Source organism: Streptococcus oralis (assembly GCF_016127915.1).
Taxonomy (GTDB): Bacteria; Bacillota; Bacilli; order Lactobacillales; family Streptococcaceae; genus Streptococcus; species Streptococcus oralis_BO.
In genome coordinates, this window is record NZ_CP066059.1 from 340,087 (window position 1) to 360,114 (window position 20,028).

The 20,028-nt window shown below is 42.5% G+C and carries 22 protein-coding genes; 2 read left to right on the plus strand and 20 right to left on the minus strand.

Features of this window, described 5'->3' with window-relative positions; all coding sequences use genetic code 11:
• Positions 1-2 precede the first annotated feature (2 nt).
• Positions 3-398, minus strand: coding sequence for a diacylglycerol kinase family protein (locus I6H78_RS01610; RefSeq protein ID WP_198459729.1), 396 nt, complete (start codon positions 396-398; stop codon positions 3-5).
• The gene (ybeY, locus tag I6H78_RS01615) at positions 379-876 is read right to left on the minus strand and encodes an rRNA maturation RNase YbeY (protein WP_198459730.1); all 498 of its coding nucleotides are present in this window, start codon (positions 874-876) and stop codon (positions 379-381) included. The genes I6H78_RS01610 and ybeY overlap by 20 nt, the downstream gene beginning before the upstream one ends.
• Positions 877-980: 104 nt before the next feature.
• Between ybeY and pavA the strand changes: the two genes are divergently transcribed.
• Positions 981-2,636: an Rqc2 family fibronectin-binding protein PavA gene (pavA, locus tag I6H78_RS01620; protein ID WP_198459731.1), complete on the plus strand. Its 1,656-nt coding sequence runs from the start codon at positions 981-983 to the stop codon at positions 2,634-2,636.
• 33 nt (positions 2,637-2,669) lie between these two features.
• Here the strand turns inward: pavA and deoD are convergent, their stop codons facing one another.
• The 10 genes from deoD to I6H78_RS01670 form a co-directional block, all read right to left on the minus strand.
• Entirely contained in the window at positions 2,670-3,380 is a 711-nt protein-coding gene (gene deoD / locus I6H78_RS01625) for a purine-nucleoside phosphorylase (protein WP_000022091.1), read from the minus strand.
• A 222-nt stretch (positions 3,381-3,602) separates the two neighbouring features.
• Positions 3,603-4,313, minus strand: coding sequence for a type 1 glutamine amidotransferase (locus I6H78_RS01630; protein WP_198459732.1), 711 nt, complete (start codon positions 4,311-4,313; stop codon positions 3,603-3,605).
• A complete protein-coding gene (locus I6H78_RS01635; protein WP_198459733.1) occupies positions 4,310-5,545 on the minus strand; it encodes a chloride channel protein in 1,236 nt (411 codons plus the stop codon). The genes I6H78_RS01630 and I6H78_RS01635 overlap by 4 nt, the downstream gene beginning before the upstream one ends.
• A gap of 4 nt (positions 5,546-5,549) precedes the next feature.
• Positions 5,550-6,359 (minus strand): purine-nucleoside phosphorylase, encoded by an 810-nt coding sequence (locus I6H78_RS01640; RefSeq protein WP_038806187.1) that lies wholly within the window; start codon positions 6,357-6,359, stop codon positions 5,550-5,552.
• Positions 6,356-6,916, minus strand: coding sequence for a DUF1697 domain-containing protein (locus I6H78_RS01645; RefSeq protein ID WP_198459734.1), 561 nt, complete (start codon positions 6,914-6,916; stop codon positions 6,356-6,358). The genes I6H78_RS01640 and I6H78_RS01645 overlap by 4 nt, the downstream gene beginning before the upstream one ends.
• Before the next feature lies 1 nt (position 6,917).
• Positions 6,918-8,129 carry a phosphopentomutase gene (locus I6H78_RS01650; RefSeq protein WP_049549987.1) on the minus strand — a complete coding sequence of 404 codons (1,212 nt, stop codon included), beginning with the start codon at positions 8,127-8,129 and terminating at the stop codon, positions 6,918-6,920.
• Positions 8,130-8,152: 23 nt separating this feature from the next.
• Entirely contained in the window at positions 8,153-8,836 is a 684-nt protein-coding gene (gene rpiA, locus I6H78_RS01655; RefSeq protein ID WP_198459735.1) for a ribose-5-phosphate isomerase RpiA, read from the minus strand.
• Between the two features lie 105 nt (positions 8,837-8,941).
• The gene (locus I6H78_RS01660; protein WP_084851842.1) at positions 8,942-9,871 is read right to left on the minus strand and encodes a peptidase U32 family protein; all 930 of its coding nucleotides are present in this window, start codon (positions 9,869-9,871) and stop codon (positions 8,942-8,944) included.
• 125 nt (positions 9,872-9,996) lie between these two features.
• A complete protein-coding gene (locus I6H78_RS01665) occupies positions 9,997-10,677 on the minus strand; it encodes an ABC transporter ATP-binding protein (RefSeq protein ID WP_198459736.1) in 681 nt (226 codons plus the stop codon).
• Between the two features lie 13 nt (positions 10,678-10,690).
• A complete protein-coding gene (locus I6H78_RS01670; protein WP_198459737.1) occupies positions 10,691-11,746 on the minus strand; it encodes an ABC transporter permease in 1,056 nt (351 codons plus the stop codon).
• Positions 11,747-12,131: 385 nt separating this feature from the next.
• Here I6H78_RS01670 and I6H78_RS01675 point away from each other — a divergent pair, with 385 nt between their 5' ends.
• Complete coding sequence (locus tag I6H78_RS01675; protein ID WP_198459738.1) at positions 12,132-12,416, plus strand: DUF3270 domain-containing protein; 285 nt, start codon at positions 12,132-12,134, stop codon at positions 12,414-12,416.
• A gap of 64 nt (positions 12,417-12,480) precedes the next feature.
• Here the strand turns inward: I6H78_RS01675 and I6H78_RS01680 are convergent, their stop codons facing one another.
• The 8 genes from I6H78_RS01680 to I6H78_RS01715 all read right to left on the minus strand — a co-directional run bounded on the left by I6H78_RS01680 (position 12,481) and on the right by I6H78_RS01715 (position 19,960).
• The gene (locus I6H78_RS01680; RefSeq protein ID WP_198459739.1) at positions 12,481-13,818 is read right to left on the minus strand and encodes a sensor histidine kinase; all 1,338 of its coding nucleotides are present in this window, start codon (positions 13,816-13,818) and stop codon (positions 12,481-12,483) included.
• Positions 13,808-14,482, minus strand: a complete 675-nt coding sequence (gene ciaR, locus I6H78_RS01685) for a two-component system response regulator CiaR (protein WP_000590630.1) — start codon at positions 14,480-14,482, stop codon at positions 13,808-13,810. Before ciaR ends, I6H78_RS01680 begins: the two co-directional genes overlap by 11 nt.
• Positions 14,483-14,591: 109 nt before the next feature.
• Positions 14,592-17,138, minus strand: coding sequence for a M1 family metallopeptidase (locus tag I6H78_RS01690; protein ID WP_198459740.1), 2,547 nt, complete (start codon positions 17,136-17,138; stop codon positions 14,592-14,594).
• Between the two features lie 120 nt (positions 17,139-17,258).
• Positions 17,259-17,699, minus strand: coding sequence for an ASCH domain-containing protein (locus tag I6H78_RS01695; RefSeq protein ID WP_198459741.1), 441 nt, complete (start codon positions 17,697-17,699; stop codon positions 17,259-17,261).
• Complete coding sequence (locus I6H78_RS01700; RefSeq protein ID WP_198459742.1) at positions 17,696-18,544, minus strand: putative PEP-binding protein; 849 nt, start codon at positions 18,542-18,544, stop codon at positions 17,696-17,698. The genes I6H78_RS01695 and I6H78_RS01700 overlap by 4 nt, the downstream gene beginning before the upstream one ends.
• A complete protein-coding gene (locus I6H78_RS01705) occupies positions 18,522-19,022 on the minus strand; it encodes an NUDIX hydrolase (protein ID WP_198459743.1) in 501 nt (166 codons plus the stop codon). Before I6H78_RS01705 ends, I6H78_RS01700 begins: the two co-directional genes overlap by 23 nt.
• 10 nt (positions 19,023-19,032) lie before the next feature.
• Positions 19,033-19,731 (minus strand): 3-oxoacyl-ACP reductase, encoded by a 699-nt coding sequence (locus I6H78_RS01710; RefSeq protein ID WP_198459744.1) that lies wholly within the window; start codon positions 19,729-19,731, stop codon positions 19,033-19,035.
• Positions 19,724-19,960: a DUF2829 domain-containing protein gene (locus I6H78_RS01715; RefSeq protein ID WP_033684947.1), complete on the minus strand. Its 237-nt coding sequence runs from the start codon at positions 19,958-19,960 to the stop codon at positions 19,724-19,726. The genes I6H78_RS01710 and I6H78_RS01715 overlap by 8 nt, the downstream gene beginning before the upstream one ends.
• Between the last annotated feature and the right edge of the window lie 68 nt (positions 19,961-20,028).

Here is a 20,028-nt window from a genome sequence, read left to right on the forward strand (position 1 = left end):
GTTTAAAATAGTATATCCCAAATGCGTGGGATAAAGATAAGTGCACCAATCACCGCAGCAAGAAGGGAAACCACAAGCACGGCTCCTGCTGCCATGTCCTTGGCTTTCTTTGCCAACATAGAAAAGTGATAGTGACTGGCTAGATCCACCACATTTTCGATAGCGGAGTTCATAATCTCAAACGCTACTACTAAGAAAATGCTCATTAGGAGAAAGAGCCATTCGATCCGTGACACCTGAAAAGCAAAACCTGCAAGGACGACTACCAGAGCCGTCACTGCATGTTTTCGCATATTGCGTTCGTCCTTGATAGCGGTAAAAATACCTGTCAAAGCAAATTCTAAACTAGATACCAGGTCACGATTTTTCCATTTTCGTTTATTGTCTTGTGAGTCCATAGGCTGTCAAAATTTCTTCTTGTAAACCGAACATCTCCGCTTCTTCTTCCGGAGTGTAGTGATCATAGCCGTTAATGTGTAGAAAGCCGTGTACTGCCAAGAAGCCCATCTCACGCTCAAAGCTGTGACCGTATTCCTCAGCCTGCTCATGCGCTTTATCGATAGAGATAAAAAGCTCCCCAATATAGGCATCAAACTCAGACATCATCTCTGCCAATTCAGGATTTTCAAGCAAATCTTCCTCATCAAAGGAGATATCCAACTCTGGTTTATACTCAAGGCTAATGACATCTGTCGGGCGATCTGTATCACGGTACTCAAGGTTGAGTTCATGGCTACGCTCATTGGTCACAAAAGTAACTGCCATCTCCTTGTCTTCTTTGCCTAATTTTTGGGCAGCAAATTCCAAAATCTCTTGGGTTTGTTGCAAGATTTCTTGTGAAACTTGACCAGTTTCATCTACCATTTCAATATACATGTGCTTCTCGATTCTCTTTACTTGGCTTTATTATACCATATTTCCATGATTTTATTCTACCTTTTTGATATAATACTATGGAATACAATCACAAGGAGAGAACGATGTCATTTGACGGATTTTTTTTACACCACATGGTTGAGGAATTGCGAAGCGAGTTGGTCAATGGTCGCATTCAGAAGATCAATCAACCTTTTGAACAAGAGTTGGTCTTGCAAATCCGCAGCAATCGCCAAAGTCATCGCCTGCTCCTTTCTGCTCATCCCGTTTTTGGACGCATTCAGCTGACTCAAACGACTTTTGAAAATCCAGCCCAACCTTCTACTTTTATCATGGTTTTGAGAAAGTATTTGCAAGGTGCCCTGATTGAGTCAATTGAGCAAGTGGAAAATGACCGTATCGTGGAAATTACCGTTTCCAATAAAAACGAGATTGGAGACCATATCCAGGCTACCTTGATTATCGAAATCATGGGCAAACACAGTAATATTCTCCTCGTAGATAAAAGTAGCCATAAAATCCTCGAAGTCATCAAACACGTCGGCTTTTCACAAAATAGCTACCGCACCTTACTTCCAGGATCTACCTATATCGCTCCGCCGAGTACCGAGTCTCTCAATCCATTTACTGTCAAGGATGAAAAACTCTTTGAAATCCTACAAACACAGGAACTAACAGCAAAAAATCTTCAAAGTCTCTTTCAAGGTCTAGGACGTGATACGGCAAATGAATTGGAAAACATTCTTGTCAGTGATAAACTGTCTACTTTCCGAAACTTCTTCGGGCAAGTAACCAAGCCCTACCTAACGGAGACTTCCTTCAGTCCAGTTCCTTTTGCGAATCGTGTAGGAGAGCCTTTTGCCAGTCTTTCTGATCTTCTGGATACCTACTACAAAGACAAGGCAGAGCGCGATCGCGTCAAACAGCAGGCCAGCGAACTCATTCGCCGCGTTGAAAACGAGCTTCAGAAAAATCGCCACAAACTCAAAAAACAAGAAAAAGAATTACTGGCGACAGACAATGCTGAGGAGTTTCGCCAAAAAGGAGAGTTGCTGACAACTTTCCTCCACCAAGTTCCCAATGACCAAGATCAGGTTGTTTTGGACAATTACTACACCAACCAGCCTATCACCATCACGCTTGATAAGGCCTTGACTCCCAGCCAGAATGCCCAGCGCTACTTTAAACGCTATCAGAAGCTTAAAGAAGCTGTCAAATATCTGACTGAGCTGATTGAAGAAACAAAGTCAACCATTCTCTATCTGGAAAGTGTCGAGACCGTCCTCAACCAAGCTGGACTGGAAGAAATCGCTGAAATCCGTGAAGAATTGATCCAAACAGGCTTCATTAGAAGACGCCAACGTGAAAAAATCCAGAAACGCAAAAAACCAGAACAGTATCTGGCGAGCGATGGCAAAACCATTATCTATGTCGGTCGAAACAATCTTCAAAACGAAGAATTGACCTTTAAAATGGCCCGCAAGGAAGAACTTTGGTTCCATGCCAAGGACATTCCAGGAAGCCATGTCGTCATCTCAGGAAATCTTAATCCTTCTGACGAAGTTAAGACAGATGCAGCGGAGCTAGCTGCCTACTTCTCCAAGGGACGTCTGTCAAATCTGGTGCAGGTTGATATGATAGAAGTCAAAAAACTCAACAAACCAACAGGTGGCAAACCCGGTTTTGTTACTTATACTGGACAAAAGACCCTCCGTGTCACACCAGATCCAGAAAAAATCGCATCCATGAAAAAATCCTGATTTCAAATGAAATCAGGATTTTCTATTACAAATTTACTCTGCAATCAAGGTTTCCAAGCCGACTTTCATCATATCAGTGAAGGTGTTTTGGCGTTCTTCTGCAGTAGTGTCTTCATCAGGATTGACCAAGCTATCAGAAATAGTCATAATAGCGAGTGCATCAACATGGTGTTGGGCAGCAAGATAGTAAAGAGCTGCCGCTTCCATTTCCACAGCCTTAACTCCCCATTTACCAAGCTCGATGTTCTTTTCAAAGTAGTTTGAGTAAAAGACATCTGACGACAAAACGTTCCCAACGTGGGTGGTCATACCGAGTTCTTTGGCGATATGGTAGGCCTTATCTAGCAAATCAAAGCTAGCGATTTGTGGGAAATCGTACTGTGGCCAGTCATTGCGGATGATGTTTGAGTTGGTTGCAGCAGCCTGTGCCAAGACCAATTCACGGACGTGAACATCTTCATTCAAAGAACCAGCAGTTCCCACACGAATCAATTTCTTCACACCGTAGTCCACAATCAACTCACGCGCATAAATCGAAATCGATGGCATCCCCATCCCAGTTCCCATGACAGATACACGGTGACCCTTGTAAGTACCAGTGTAGCCAAACATGTTACGAACCTCGTTAAAACAAACAGCATCTTCAAGGAAGTTCTCCGCAATAAATTTCGCACGAAGAGGATCCCCCGGAAGAAGAATTTTATCAGCAATTTCACCCTGCTGAGCAGCAATATGGATAGACATAGTTAAGATATAAAGGGCGACAGAGAACAAAGTAAAAATAGGAAACTAACGACGCATCGCAGATGCTAGACAGTTTATCTTTTTTACATAGTTCTCCGCCCGTATTCAGTTCAGCGAATACGGTTTACCCATCCTTTCTTTCTTGATTTTAAATTTAAATATTTCGCAGAATAGTTAGCCCGAGTTTGACTATAACTCAGATACTCTGCCTTTCTGTAGTTCCTATTTTACCAATGAATCTAAAAATGCATACAGTTTTGCATTCATTTCGGAATAATCATTTCCACGTAATTCTTCTGGTGTTTGAACAAAAGGTAACTTTTCACTTTGCTCTCTTAATTGCTCTTCACCATCCGCAGCAATCAATAATTCTACTGCTTCTGCATCAAATTCCAAATGAGCCTGAAAGGCATAATGTTTCGGACTGAAGCGAATAATTTGGCGTGGACAACCTTGACTGGTCGCCAAGACGACAGCTTCATCTGTCAGCCCTGGCATATCACCGTGCCAGTGGCCGGTTTCTATGGTTTCTCCGAACAAGCTGACATGAGGATCTGTTAGACCTTGCATCGTCAATGTCACAGGATAAACGCCGATCTCGCGCTCTGGACTATGTTCATACTTCGCACCATAGGCAACAGATAGGAGTTGCGCACCAAGACAGACACCAACAATATAGATATCTGCAGCAATCGCTTCTTTCATAAAAGCAAGCTCAGCCTTTGGATCATAGTATGGGAAGTTTTCTCTATCCTCATCAGGTGATTGAGGACCACCCATAACAATCAGAAAATCAATCCCGTCAATTGTTTCAGGAAGAGGTTCTTTTTCATAAACCTTTGTTGATGTAATGTGATGTCCTCGTTCTAGAGCCCATTTTAGATAAACACCCGGAACCTCAAATGTTTCATGCAGTACAAAGTGTACCTTCATTGTCCTTTCTCCCATCTCTTTCGAACCATGTAAGACATTCCTGCCGCTAGTACAAGCGGTATTGTCAAACTCCAATCCTGACCTGTAAATCCAAGGCTTAGGGCAATAGCCGTCAGAGGAGCTTGTAAGGTCGTCCCTAAAAAGACTGTTGCTCCTAGTAACATTCCTAGAGCTGGATCCAGGTGGACGCCAACTACTGTCAAAAGCAAGGTCACTAAGTAACCAGACCCAATCCCCAAGGCAAATGATGGTGTCAAGGTTCCCCCATAGGTACCATTGCGTAAGAGGAGATAAACCAAAAGCCCCTTCATTGCAAGAGTCAGTGGAAGATAGGGAACCGGCTGGCGAGATAACAAGGCCTGCGCTAGTACCTGACCATTTCCCATAAAGATAGGGAAAAAGGATACAAGGCTCCCCAACACTAGAAAGGCTAGAGGAAGAGCCCAGAGGATCGTCTCATCCTTGCGGCGTTTGCGATTAGCTTGCTTGGCTAAGGATCGAAAAACCAGTGCTAGAGGAGTGACCAATAACGCAATCAGAATAGCTTGTAAGAAACCGCTGACCGACCATGAGACCGCAGATAGGTGATAAATAGCATCCTGACCAACAATGGGCTGAGCCACCCAAGTTGCCAGATAAGTACTAGCCAAAACCATCAAAAAGTTCTGCCAACTATAGGCAAGTCCTAAGGTCTCAAAAACAAACAAGCTACTAGCAAAGGGAACCTGATAAACCGCAGCTAGAGCAGCTCCTGCCCCACAGGCAACCAATACCTTCCGTTCTTTAAGGGCTAGAGAGAACCCCTTTGACAAGCGACCAGCTAGAAGAACCCCGACCTCGCGTGGTGCTCCTTCTTTTCCGACCGATGCACCTGCTCCGACAATCGCAACCTGCATACCTGCATGAAGGAGGTGGGCTAAGAGTGCTGGATTTCTGGCTCCAGCTAGGTCAATTTGCTGGCGAATAGAGAAGATTTTATAGCGCCTTTGCAGGATATACCAGAAGCCAGCTGCCGAGCATCCTGTCATACATATGACTAGGAATCTACGGAGATTCCCAGCTTCTTGGAATAGTTGGAGCAAATCCGAACTAGCTTGGCCAAAAGCCAGCCTTTGCACACCTTCAAGTAGATAATGGCAGGCAATGCCGACTAGCCCAGCCCCTATTCCCAATGATAAGGTGGCTAGAAGTAATCTTAGTCCGTAGGGCAGAGTTTGGAGTCGTGCTTTCATAGGATTACAATTCAGCAAGAATCGCTTTCAGCAAGCCTTTAAAGTCACCTTTGACACGCTCTGTCACTTCCACAACTTCTTCGTGGTTGAGTTCTTCTTGGAAACCTGCAGCATGGTTAGTAATACATGAAATACCGAGAACTTTCAATCCTGAGTGGGCGGCCACAATAACTTCAGGAACAGTGGACATACCAACTGCATCTGCTCCCAATGTCTTATAGGCACGAATTTCTGCAGGTGTTTCATAAGTCGGACCAGTTACACCGATATAGACACCTTCATCAAGCTTGATACCAAGTTTTTTTGCCACTTCATGGGCAGTAGCACGGTATTCTGGTGTGTAGGCTTTAGACATATCTGGGAAACGTGGACCAAAGTCATCCAAGTTTTCACCCATCAATGGATTTTGCCCGGTCATGTTGATATGGTCTGAGATAGCCATCAAAGTACCAGGACCATAGCCAATACCACCAGCTGCATTGGTTACAATGACACCTTCACATCCGAGGACTTTCATTACACGAACTGGGAAAGTCACGACTTCAAGAGGGTTGCCTTCGTAGAAATGGAAGCGACCTTGAAGGGCCAAGACCTTGCGACCTGCAAGTTCACCATATACCAATTTCCCAGCGTGTCCGACTACTGTAGAGCGGCCCCAGTTTGGGATATCTGCATAATCTACTACAACTGGATTTTCGATTTCTTCTGCCAATTCTCCAAGTCCTGATCCAAGGATTAGACCGAACTCAGGTGCTAGTATTCCCTTTTCTTTCAGGAAAGCAGCTGTTTCCTTGATCTTATCTAAAAATGTCATTGTGTGTCTCCTTTATTATTTTTTAGCATTTGACCGATTTTGTCAAAGGTTTTTGCATTGCGAATGGTGATGTGGCGATAAAAAGGCATTTTGAGCAAGTACTTGTGATAGGCAGTTGCATAGTAGGATTCCTCAGAGAATTTCCCCCAGAAAATACCAAGTCTTCCAAAATGAACGATTTCATCTTTCAATTCCAAACTTTCAACTGTCTCAATGACTTGAGCCACATTCAAGCCCTCGGTGTAAAAGAGGACATCCTTTCGTGCCAAATCTTTGGTCCACCATTCAGGCAGATTTTCAAGTTCCGCTTCAAAGTCCTCAAGACTCAGCAAGGAAAAGCTCTGAATAAATGGATAATGGATTTCAAAGAAAGACTCTAACTTTTCAACCAATCGGGCTTTGGAGTCTGTCGAAGTAAAGAAAATATTGCCACTGTTGATGTAGGTTTCAACCTTTTCCAGTCCCAACTCTGTCAGTTCTTGACGAAGTTGCGCCATGACAACTTTATTTTTCCCACCTACATTAATGCCCCGAACAAGTATAGCATATCGCGTCATCTTATACCAATTTATCTAAGAAACTTTCACCAATCATGGCAGTTTCAACACCAAAGTTATCCGCAACTGTTGCTGAGATATCTGCAAAATGCCCAACTGGAATGACACCATTTCCTTTAAAGGCAGGACTGTAAGCTAAAAGTGGAATATATTCACGAGTGTGGTCTGTTCCAGCATAGGTTGGGTCATTTCCATGGTCAGCAGTAATCAAGAGAAGATCATTTTCTCTCATGGCAGCGATAATTTCAGGCAAACGCTCATCGAACTCATGCAAGCAATCACGGTAACCATGAGCATTGCGACGGTGTCCATAAAGGGCATCAAAGTCAACTAAGTTTGTGAAGGAGAATCCTTTTTCAAACTCAGCAAGTCCCATGGTCTTCAATAATGTATCAATTCCATGGCTGTTTGACTTGTTGTGGCCCATGTCATGGTTGATACCAGCGCCGTTAAAGATATCGTTGATTTTACCAACAGCGTACGTATCGATACCAGCTTCGTTCAATTTATCCAAAACAGTTGGTGCAAATGGAGATACTGCCAAGTCACGACGATTTGCTGTACGAGTGAAGTTACCTGGTTCACCAACATATGGACGGGCAATGATACGACCTAAAAGGGCAGGACGCTCAAGGGTAATCGAACGAGCGTATTCACAGATACGGTACAATTCATCCAAAGGAATGATGTCTTCGTGGGCAGCAATCTGCAAAACTGGGTCAGCTGAAGTATAGATAATCAACTCCCCAGTTTCCATTTGACGTGGTCCGAAATCGTCGATAATAGCTGTTCCTGAGTAAGGTTTGTTGGCTTCACGAATGACCTTACGTCCTGAAAATTCTTCGATTTTTGTCAGGATTTCTTCTGGAAATCCGTTCCAGAAAGTATCGAAAGGCTCGGTAATGTTGAGTCCCATGATTTCCCAGTGACCAGTCATGGTATCCTTACCAAGGGAAACTTCTTCCAATTTTGTTGCATATCCTGTTGGATTGCTTTCAGCTGGTACAGTCTTTAGAGGAGTTTCACGAGGAATATTTCCTAGACCGATTTTAGCCATGTTTGGCACATTCAAACCAACTGTTTTAGAAATGTGTCCTAGTGTGTCAGATGCACCATCTGGAACCCCTGCATTGACAAAGTTATTAGCATCTGGAGCAGCACCGATTCCCACAGAATCCAGTACCACCAAGTGAATACGATTAAATTTTGACATAGTCTGTCTCCTTACTATCTTAGTTATCTTGCTTTTGTTGAAGTTAAAATCTGAACCCCGTCTCGTCCAGCAACGATGACCTTATCCACCATTTGGTTGAACAAGCCATGCTCTACGACACCAACGACATGGTCCAATTCTTGCCCGAAAGTAATCGGATCTTCAATGACATCCAAGGCTAGGTCAATGATAAAGTTCTGCATATCGGTCACAAAACGTCGACCGTCTTTTTCACGGAAACTTGGTTTGTAGCCAGCTCGCTCAAACCGACGAAAGACCTGTTCTGCACCATACTGAACCACTTCTACTGGCAATTTAAAAGCACCTAGTTTCTCTACCAGTTTGCTTTCATCTACCACCCAAATATATTCTTTTGAGGGCGTTGCGACAACCTTCTCCATCAGAAGGGCACCACCACCGCCTTTGATCCCGTTAAACTGGCTATCTACTTCATCCGCCCCATCAACCGTCACATCGACAAAGTCTACTTGATCAATCGACTTGAGCGGGATGTTAAGACCTTCAGCCTGTTTACTGGTCACACTGGAAGTCGTTACAGCAGTAATCTGCAAACCTTCTTCCTTGATCCGACGACCTACTTCCTCTACGAAATAGTAGGCAGTTGATCCAGTACCGAGTCCAACAACCATACCATCCTTGACAAACTCAGCAGCCTTGATACCTGCCATCTTTTTCAGATTCTCCACTTAAATACCTCCATTAAAGAGCTATTTTTATTATAACATGTATCCGTTTTTATTTCATGGATACACTGGAAAAACCCGAACATTTTTATTTCGGGTTTTGGTGTCCTATTTAACCATATCAGGATCGTAATCATAGAATCCTGTGTCGAGGAAACGGTTTTTAGGGTGTAACTTGCGCACTTCCTCATCTAACAAGAAGGCTTGGTCATGGCTGAAATTCCCCTCTTGGATCAAGCCACGCGCTTGAATAAAGAGTTTAGCAATTTCTACAAAATTCTGACCAGGTGTGTAGAGCCCCTCTAGCTTCCAGTGAGTGAAACCATGTTCTACTAATTCTGTCAATTTGGTCATCAAATCAAGGTCGTTATTTGCAAAGATGTGGGTACCATGATTATCTTCAAAGATAGAGTAATGGCTCTCAGGGTCACTCGGTTCTGCTAAGAAGAGGTCACGTTTACGTGTCTTTTCATCATCGATGTGCGTGAAGTTATAGTAGTTTTGTAAGAGCGGACGCTTAGAATGGTGAATGACACTAGCTCCATAAACCAACACTTCAGCAGGAATTTCCAAAATCTCAGGCATCTTGAAGAGTTCAGCAGATGGAATTTCACGCGCCAAAACCGCCTCAGATGCGCCAGCCTTTTGACCCCAGAAGTTAATCTGACGACTGCTTGTCACCATGGTTGAAGCATCGTAGATAGTCTTGAAGGAATAGCCATCGCGATTGACTACATAAAAGACACCTGCATCCCCAACTGTGATGTAGTCTGTCTTAATTTCTTCCAAGAAGTCTAGGAAAGGCTTGATACGGTCCATCATATCTTGATGCATGAGGGCATTAACCGCGACAATCAGTTCCTTGCCTGCTTCATGAACCAACTTAGCGATGGTGCGTAAGTCTTCATAACTAAAAGTCGTTGGCAGACGAAGGCCAAAATCTTTCTCACCGACGTAGATACGGTCTACGCCGGCTTCGAGTAACTGTTCAACTTGTTCAATACTTTCAGCAGTTGCTGTAATGATAATCTTTTCCATAAGAAAAATTATACCACATTTCTCAAAAATCAGCTATGGTTACTGAGAGTTTCACAAAAGGTTAAACTGATTTCTATCTTTCCCAATCAAAAAAGTGAACAGTAACTTGTACTATTCACTCTATTTTATGCATGTGTTTCTTCAACTAGGTGGCCATCGTTCATGACATAAATACGGTCAACCTTATCAAGAAGACGAGTATCATGAGTAATCATAACAACTCCTCTACCTTGTTCATGGGCAATGGCAGCCAACATCTCCGTTACTTGGTAGGCACGCTGGGTATCTAGACTGGCTGTCGGCTCATCTGCAAGCACAATGCTTGGATTGTTATAGAGCGCTCTAGCAATCGCCGCACGTTGACGTTCGCCACCCGATAGAGCTTTGGGATAATGATTTTGAACTTTTTCCAAATCCAACAAGTCAAACAGCTCTTTTCGGTCACTTTTACTATTTTCCCCCTTATCCAGTCTGTCAATCAAATCCAGCTGTTCCTTAACCGTTAGAAAAGGAATTAGGTTTGAAGCCTGGAGAATGAAACCAAACTCTCTAAAACGGAGGTCTGTTTTCTCCTTCTCCGTCAAACTGCCTGTTTCCTTCCCCTTTACTAGAATCTTTCCACTCGAAGCTTCCTGTAGTTGTCCTAGAGTTGTTAGAAAGGTTGTCTTGCCAGAGCCAGAAGGCCCAACAATAGCTACGAACTCTCCTGCATTTAGCTGAAAATTTGTCTCATGCAGGGCAACGACTTTCATCTTTCCTTCCCCGTAGGTTTTTGTCACTTGAGTCATTTCAATCAATGCTGTCATACTATTCTCCTTATCATTCTGCAATCGCAGTAATCGGATCCACCTTTAGCAAGCGTGGAAGTGAAATGACACCACCTAGAAGGGCCATCAAGGAAATTACCAAACTTAGGACAGAGTAAGCTATCCAACTCGGATAGAAAAAGAAGGTAGCTGGTAAGACTAAAATCACTCCTCCGATTGCCAGCAAGGCTAAAGCAATCCCCATACCAGCTAGGAGGAAGATTTGACAGAACAGAGACCATACAATGGTTTTGATCTGTATTCCTTGAGCTCGCATTATTCCATAAAGTCCTAGTTTTTGGATGGTAATGATATAGACAAAAATACCCACAATCAAGCCTGTAATGACAATCATAGCAAGAATCATCCCTGAAAATACATTAACCTGAGGTGTGTAACCAGGAATTTTTGATATCATTTTTGGAATGGAAATCTGTTTTAGACCATCGCCAGTCACTTCTATGTCATTTTTCAATACTAAGGCAGAGATGGAACGATTGGCTTTCAAGGTTCCTTGTAAGGTCCAATAAGTTGTCAGACTCGTAAAGACAACAGGCTCGGTGAAAAATTTATTTCCTTGTGTCAGGCCTACGATCTTGTAACTTGCCTCGCTTCCATTGAGCTGAATGGCATCACCTAGCTTCATCCCATAGTTCTCAAAAGACTGATCCACGACAACCTCATCATCTCCTTCAGGATAACGACCCTCCGTCAAACTCGGAGAGATAAAAGAATCCCACTCTTGAGCAAAAATGGAAACATTGACCTTTTCACTACCATCGACTAGATTGGTTACAGCAAACATATAACCCAATGGAGCAGCCTCTTCAGAACTCTTATCCTTGTAGTCCTTTTCAGGAATAAAGGATGCTGTCAAATTATCATTTGCGTAATCGGATAAAACGACACCCGTTGCTTGCCAATTATCAATAGCTGCTCGGTTGTTTCGCACAAGACCAAGAGCTAGACTGGTCATAAAAAAGACCATAAAAGCGATAAGAAAAATGGTAGTTAGAATCAAACTATATCGAAGTTTGTTTCGTACTATTTCTTTGATAGCAAGATACATGCTTATCTCCTTTAACATTTCCCAGAGGTAGTTTAAAAGCCACCCAGACCAATAGACAGAATCTCTGTCCTTCCATCCATTCAAAACAACTCCTACCAATACTCTTCAAAAGTATCCAGGTAGCAACTCAACAAATCATCTTAGGAAAAAGCCTCAGCTTGCTATCAATTTATATAAGTTATCCTTTCCTTTCTCAGTATATTTATAATAGAGAAGGTTAGGTCATCTGTTTTAAGTGTAACATCCATGCTACCATTTTCCCTAGTGGGTGTCAAGAAGAGCTACTTAGAAGATGATAAGAGACTTTAGTAGTTTTGTAACAATTCTGTAATAATTCTCTGCATAAAAAATGATAAAATAGTTATGTATTGTTAAGGAGAGAATCATGTCCGCAAGAAAACTAGAAGCTTATGAGTTTGAACAAGCTCCCGAATCGAAACAAACTCCGCTTTACCAAGATTACACACCTGAAGCCCCAGTCGGCCCTAACCTAAAAGAGATTTTATTTTTTGTAAATATCGCTTGTTTCTGTATTTTTATGGCACTATTTAGTTTTATCTTTTTAGCTATAAAATTAAATACAGCTTTATCCTTTGTCGCTGCTATGGCAACAAGCTTCGCACTTTTACAACTTCAACGAAAGATTATTAAACGAAAACTTTCAAAATAAAGGTTGGTAGTAGTACCAACCTCTTTTCTAGTTATCAAAAAAGACAGTTATCTAACTGTCTTTTTTATTTATTCTTACGTTTTGAAGGAGATTGGATGGCAATCTTAACTTCAAAAATTGTTCCTCTGGGTTTGTTATCTTTTACGCTAATCGTTCCTCGTAAGGCATCTACGATTTGCTTGGCCAAAGAAAGTCCCAAACCAAAGCCACCTTTCTGACGGGTTCTCGCCTTGTCTACACGATAAAATCGGTCAAAGATTTTCTTCTTATCGGCAGCTGAGATTCCAATCCCATTATCTGTTACTGTTAGATAGAGATGGCGATCTGTAGCATGGACCACAAACTCAATCTTGCCATCTTCTTCAGTATACTTGATGGCATTGTCAAATAAGATGGTCATGAGCTGTTTTAGGAGCAACTGATCGGTCATGAAGGGACGATAAATCTGATTTTCATACTCAAAAATACGATCATTTTCAGAAGCAATCAACTCATAGTTAGCAAAGGTCGTCTTAAAGAACTGTGGTGATACTTCTGCTATTTCTGGTTTAATTCCATCATCGCGACGTGCAAGGTTGAGAAGATTGGTCGTGAGGAAGCGCATGTTACGAACTTCTTCAAGACTGGAAGCAATACTTTCGCTGGATTCCATAATCGTTGCCTCTGGTTTGCGAAAGAGATTTTCTAAACGATTTTGTAAAACGGCCAAAGGCGTTCTCAGTTCGTGACTGGCATTTTCGACAAAGGACTTCTGCTTTTGCATACTTTCCAGCAAGGGTTTGACACTGACACGTGCCAAATAAACACTGGCAATTAAAGACAGGAGCCAGAAACTAGCCATGACTACAACAATTAAATGCTCGTGGTTTTGGCTGATTTGCTCGAGCTGGCTGGTATTGATTAAAACCGCCGCATATTTGACATTGCTTGACACGGATGAAGAATTGGTTTCCATCAAGATCATCCGATAGGTTTCTTCCTGACCGTAGCTATTGACAACTTGGATTTGGCGAATATGATTCAACTCTTTCTTGTCCAGTTTGATCTTGTCCAAGCCTAAAAAGCGATTGCCCAGTAAGAGTTGGTTAAAATCCTTGTCAAAGAGCAAGACTTCCGTATTGGAGCTGACATTGGGTTTGATTTCAGCCTTGCTAGCATCCGCTGTTGCTGGTTGAATATCCTTGACTTCCTCAGTTGCCCGATTCAGGGCTAACTGTATAACCGCTTGGGGACTGCTACTAAGGGCTTGGAGTTTTTCATCAACAGAAGTGTAGAGACTCGAGTGCATGACCTGGAGGATAATCAAGGTCATCGCAGAGAAGATCAGGGTGAACACTCCAAAGTTTCGAATGAAATAGCTGAAATCATCTGCATACCATGTTTTTTTTAGTTTATTGAACATCTTTTAAAATATACCCGACACTACGCAAGGTTTGAAGATTTTCAGCAAAGGCTGTTCCCTTCAATTTCTTACGAACTTTTGAGACATAGACTTCTACAACAGAAATCGTCGTATCGCTATCAAACCCCCATAGACGGTCAAAAATTTGCGTCTTGGGAAGAATAACATTTTGGTTTTGAAGGAAATAAACCAATAACTCAAACTCTTTTCCGAGTAGTTCCACAGGCGTGTCTTCCACCTTCACTTCATTCGTTGAAAGGTTGACGACAATATCTCCATAGGTCAAGGTGTTTTCGTTAAACTTACCTGAACGTTTGAGAAGAGCTTGAATCCGCATTTTGAGTTCTTCTAGATAGAAAGGTTTGGTGAGGTAGTCATCCGCTCCCAACTCAAAACCATGTCCCTTGTCATCCAAACTTTCTTTGGCCGTCATGATAAGGACTGGTGTGGTAATTCCTTTTTCGCGCAACTCTTTCAAGACTTGGAAGCCATTTTTTTCAGGTAACATCAGGTCAAGCAAAATCAAATCATAGACGCCACTTTCAGCTTCGTAGAGACCTTCTTCTCCATCAAAAACCTGCATGACATCTGCAAAATCATCTAAAAAGTCAAATACTGAGTTTGACAGACCTAGGTCATCTTCTACTAATAAGATTTTTATCATCAGAAACTCCTCCTTGTTATGATTATTATACCAAAATTGCCTTAAAAAAAACTCAACTCTCTCTCGTTTTCAGATAGAAAGTTGAGTTTTTGTTTACATTTCGAGTGAATTAAGCTTTGGCATATTGGGTTACAACAGCTTCGACTGCTGCTTTCTCACGCTTAATCAAGTCAACACGCGCTGCGATATCTTTGATACCCATACGAATGTTACGGCTAAGAGCAAGGTCAGAGAGTTGTGGCTCAAAGAATTCCTTGTACTCTGCCAAGCGTTGCTCAGTCTTAAATACATGGGCAGGTAGGATAACAAAGCTATCAAAGCTCATATCCCCACCAAGAGCTGCCTTGATCCAATCCCAGTTTTTACGCGCCCATACCCAAACAGTTTCTTGAGTTGTTTGATGATCTAGGAACTGGTAATACCAAGCAGACAAGTCTTGTGGTTTCACCACAAATTTATCCTTCCATGAACTAATCAAGGTTTGGATATTATCAGCATCTGTACTGTAGGCTAGAGCAGCTGCCAACTGGCGTTTGAAGACAGCATCTGTCGCATGAGTGTAGAGGTCCAGATAAGTTGCGACCAAGTCCTTGGTCTCATGGTGTTTCATTTCATTGATAAGAACTTGAGCACGGATGGCTGCTGGAAGTCCTGCAAGGTTCTCCTTGTGAGTTGCAAAGATTTGGCTAGCGACTTGACTAGCTTCTGCATCATTGGAGCGAATCATCATAGAAACGGCCAACTGACGAACCAATTCATCCTCATCTGATTCCCCGTCTTTGGCTTCAAAACCAAGACGGTCATAGTTATGACGAGCCAATTTAGCAATCAGTACTTTGAAGGCTACTTCAGCATCTGTTCCTTCATCGATAAAGCGCTCAAGGGCTGAAATCACTTGAGAAACAGCTGAAACCACAAGGTAGGACTCTTCCTTAGCAAGTTTATCAAGGACTGGGAGCAAGTCTGCATAAGAAATGTGCCCTGCTTCAGCAAGCAGACGACGTTCTTGAACGATTTGCAGTTTGCTTGTATTATCAAGTGTCTCTAGCTCAGCAAGAACGGCATCTAACAAGTCTCCTTGATAGTCTGTAATGTAGTGGGCAGTATTTTCAGTATTGAGGCGAAGTGCTCCTTTGTTTTCAGCAAGAAGAGCGGCATAGCCAGGGATTTCGATACTTTCAGTTTCAAGTGTGTCAGGCAAACCTTTCCAGTTGCTGTTGAGTGGTACAACCCAGAGACGGTTCTTGTCTTCATGCTCACCGATGAAGAATTGTTTTTGCGAAATCTTCAAGACATCATTTTCAACTTTGACAGTGAGAACTGGATAGCCAGGCTGTTCCAACCAAGAATCCATGAAGGCTGCGACATCACGACCTGATGCTTGTCCGAGAGCATTCCAAAGGTCTCGACCGATGGTGTTGCTGTACTGATGTTTTTCAAAGTAGGCATGCAAACCTTCAGCGAAATCAGCATCTCCTAGCCAACGGCGAAGCATGTGCATGAGACGGCTTCCTTTTGCATAGACAATAGCGCCATCAAAGAGCGTATTGATTTCATCTGGGTGTTTGACTTCGACATGGACAGACTGAACGCCATCCGTCGCATCGCGTTTAAGCGCAGCTGGAACTCCACCTGTTTGGAAATCTTCAAAGATATTCCAAGTTGGCTCGATGGCATCCACACAGACGTATTCCATCATGTTAGCGAAGCTTTCATTAAGCCAAAGATCATCCCACCATTTCATAGTCACGAGGTTCCCAAACCATTGGTGAGCAAGCTCGTGGGCGATGACAAGGGCTACCTGTTGACGACTGGCAAAGGTTGAGTTCTCATCCACGACCAAGTAAACTTCACGATAAGTCACTAGACCCCAGTTTTCCATGGCACCTGCTGAGAAGTCAGGAAGGGCGATGTGGAGCGATTGAGGAATTGGATACTTAACTCCGTAGTAATCTTCGTAAAACTCAATCGAACGAACAGCGATATCCAAAGAGAAATCAAGGTTAGATAGTGGATGAGCTTTTGTAGAGTAGACACCAACGAGGGTACCATTTTTAGTTTTAGCGGTCACCCCTTGCAAATCACCAGCTACAAAGGCCAACAAGTAAGATGACATGCGAGGTGTTGTCGCAAACTTCCAGATACCTGTTTCTTTGCGGTTTTCAACATCAATCTCAGGCATGTTTGACAAGGCCACTTCACCTTCGGCTTGATCAAAACGGAGAGCGAGATCAAAGGTTGCTTTAGCTTCAGGCTCATCCACACATGGGAAGGCTTCGCGTGCGAAATGGCTCTCGAACTGGGTAGACAAGACTTCCTTCTTGACACCATCCACTGTGTAATAAGAAGGGTAAATACCTGTCATGTTGTCTGTAATTTTTCCTGAAAAGGCGATGACCAATTCAACTTGACCAGCCTCAGCCAATTCGACATGAAGGGCTTCATTTTCATGATCAACTGTAAATGGACGAGCTTGACCCGCAACTTCTAAAGAAGTGATTTCCAAGTCTTTTTGGTGAAGGGAAATACGGTCACTCTGTGCTTGACCAGTAATGGTCACCTTCCCAGAAAAGGTCTTGGTCTCACGACTCAAGTCTAAAAATAAATCATAATGTTCAGGAACAAATTGGGTAATAAAATGTTCAACTGCTTGCATAGTTTTCTCCTATTCTAAGTTTAAAAGTTTTACTCTTCTTCAAACAAACTTATTATATCATGTTTTGCTTCAGAAAAAAGGATTGGACGGCGATTTCCAAAACTTTCTTCCTTCTGCAGTCTAGAGTGGGTAGACCTTGCGAAATTCTTCCAAAACAACCTTGCTGTCAGGGGTAAAAGTCAGTCCGGCTTCCCTCATCCACTCGGTGAAAAAGTCCTCATGAACCTGGCGCCAATAGGCTAAAGATTTGTCTCCCTCCCCTTCCTTGTAGGCATGGTTAGCAGAAACTTGATGAAAAGGCTGAACGGAAACCTTTGTAATTTCGACAATGCAGACAGCCTGATCTTGACTGTCTAAAATGACATCGAAGGTCCCTTCTTGTGGAAGTGGTTCGTCTTCTAGTGCGTAGAGGTCGTAGGCTGAGGCGGTTGCTGTCTTTTCGCCTTTTAAAACCAAACCTGCCAAGGTATCGGCTTCCACTCCAAAAGCCCAGGCATCTATCTCATCTCCAATCGCGGGGTTAATTTGCTTGTATGCATTCCACATTTCTTGCGGTGTCATGGGTTTCTCCTTTGTAATTTTTTACTTACTTCTTTTACACGTTTGAGGTGGTCTGGATGGTCAATCTCTAAATTAAAAATCTCTGGAATAGAACTGTAGTGGATAATGCATTTGATACCCATCTGATTCATTTTTTGTATAAAAGAATCATTCAGATAGCCTGCTACAGCAAAGTCAATCTTTTTAATCCTTGCTTTATTCTGCATATCTTTTAGCATATCTAACATTATTTGACTTTCCATATCATGCCATTGACTGTTTCTCACAGTCGCAAAAACAAAAGAAGTCAAATCATTCATTCCAACTATAATCTTTGAAATACCCGTTTCCAGTATCCTGTCCAAGTCAAAATAAGCTGACGGTAATTCAATCATTGTGCCGACTTTTCCAGTAAAACCATGCTCACGCAATACTCTAATAGCTTGCTTTAACTGCTCAGAATTATTGACAAAAGGAAAAATAACAGACAGATTGGGATTTGTTTGATAAACTTCTGTAACGACATGTGCCTCAGCCTGAAATTCATCAGGACACGCCAGCAAACGCCTAGTTCCTCTATATCCAAACAAGGGATGATTTTCATCAAAATGCTCTTTAGTCCCCTCTAAACAATTAGCTTCTGTATTTGTTAACTCTGAAAAACGATACCAAACCTCTTCATCTGAGTACAAGGAGCAAATGGTGTCTAGATAATCTTTTACAAATTGCTGACAACTTGATAAGAGAATATTTTGATTGAGCTCTCTCAGTAAGTATTCTCCACGAATCATGCCAACATGATGAAATAGTTGTGGGTAAACTTTTTCAGCAATTTGTTCGCCACTAAGGGCAAGTTGGTTTCTCATTATTCACCTTCCAATTCATGTAGGAAGTCTTGTCCAGTTCCGGAAATCCTAATAATTCAGACTTGACCTTCAAGACTAATGGCGATGCATTTTCTTCTGTGATTTTCTGAATATCTATCCAAATATATCCAAGTGAATCATTCGCACCATCAGAGACAGCTTCCGAAATCGTAACCTGAGGTTCCTTCTCGTTGACCTCAATATCATAAAATGCCATGATATGGTGAACCATAAAATTTTTTAACTCTTCCCTGACGAAAACATCGTAGATTCGAGGATTAGAGTAGCTTCTAACAGTATATCCCGTCTCTTCCATAACTTCTCTAATCAGCGTTTCCGTCAATCCTTCCCCAAGTTGCTGACTACCACCGGGTAAATCATAACGATGTTGATAAGGGCCCCTCGTTTTTTCAATGCAGAGTAACTTCCCATTTTCAAAGCAAACAGCATAGACTCCAAAGTGTTTTTTGATTTCCATCCAACTCCTCCTACTTCAAAGACCAGCCACCATCAATGGTCAGGATTTGTCCTTGCATAGCGCTCGCTTTTCCACTTGCTAAGAAAAGGCTAATCTCTGCTACTTCCTCTGGCTCGATCCAGCGCTTGATTGGCGTTTCACTAGCCACCCAGTCAGCCAATCCACCTGGCTCAAAGTCGGCAGCAGTCATGGCTGTCTTGACTGCCCCTGGAGCAATCCCAAAGATCTGAATACCAGCCTCAGCATAGTCTAGAGCCAACTGCTTGGTAAAGCCAGCTAAGGCGTGCTTAGACGAGGTATAGGCGTGACCACCTCCGCCAGCTAGACTTGAAGCAATCGAACACATATTGATGATGATTCCTTTTTTATTTTCCAACATTTGTGTCAAATAATGCCGAGTCAACTCAACAGGAGTCACGTAGTTGATTTCAAAAATCTCTTGAATTTCCTGCGCTGTTTGATCCAAAAGGGGTTTGTAATCATCCAAAACTCCAGCAGTATTGCACAAGACATCCACCTGAGTACACCAGTCAAAAATTGGCTCCAAGTCCAAGGTCAAATCTCTCTGTAAAAAGTGAAAATCACGCTCTAAGAGTGGATTTTCGCCTTGGTCAACTCCATAAACTTGATAGCCATTCTCTAAAAAGAGTCGTGCTTGAGCCAGACCAATCCCTGAACTTACTCCCGTAATCAATACACGTCTAGTCATACACTTCTACCCAATCCGTCGCCAAAACATCACAAGGTGTCGGGCTCCACATGGAAAAACCTTCCCCTTCTCCAGACACGTTGATTAGGAAATAAGGCGTCACTTCAAGTGCAACCCCGTTTTGTTCGATAGTGTCAAAGAGTTGGACATAGTTTTCAGCCCCTCCCCAACCAGTTCGTACATATTTTTTCTTGGCCTTTAATCCAGGCAGGATCTCTTCAAATGTCATGTTTTTCTCCTTTAATATCAATAATTCTCCCCTTCATTATAACAAAAAAACCGCTTTACAACGGCTTT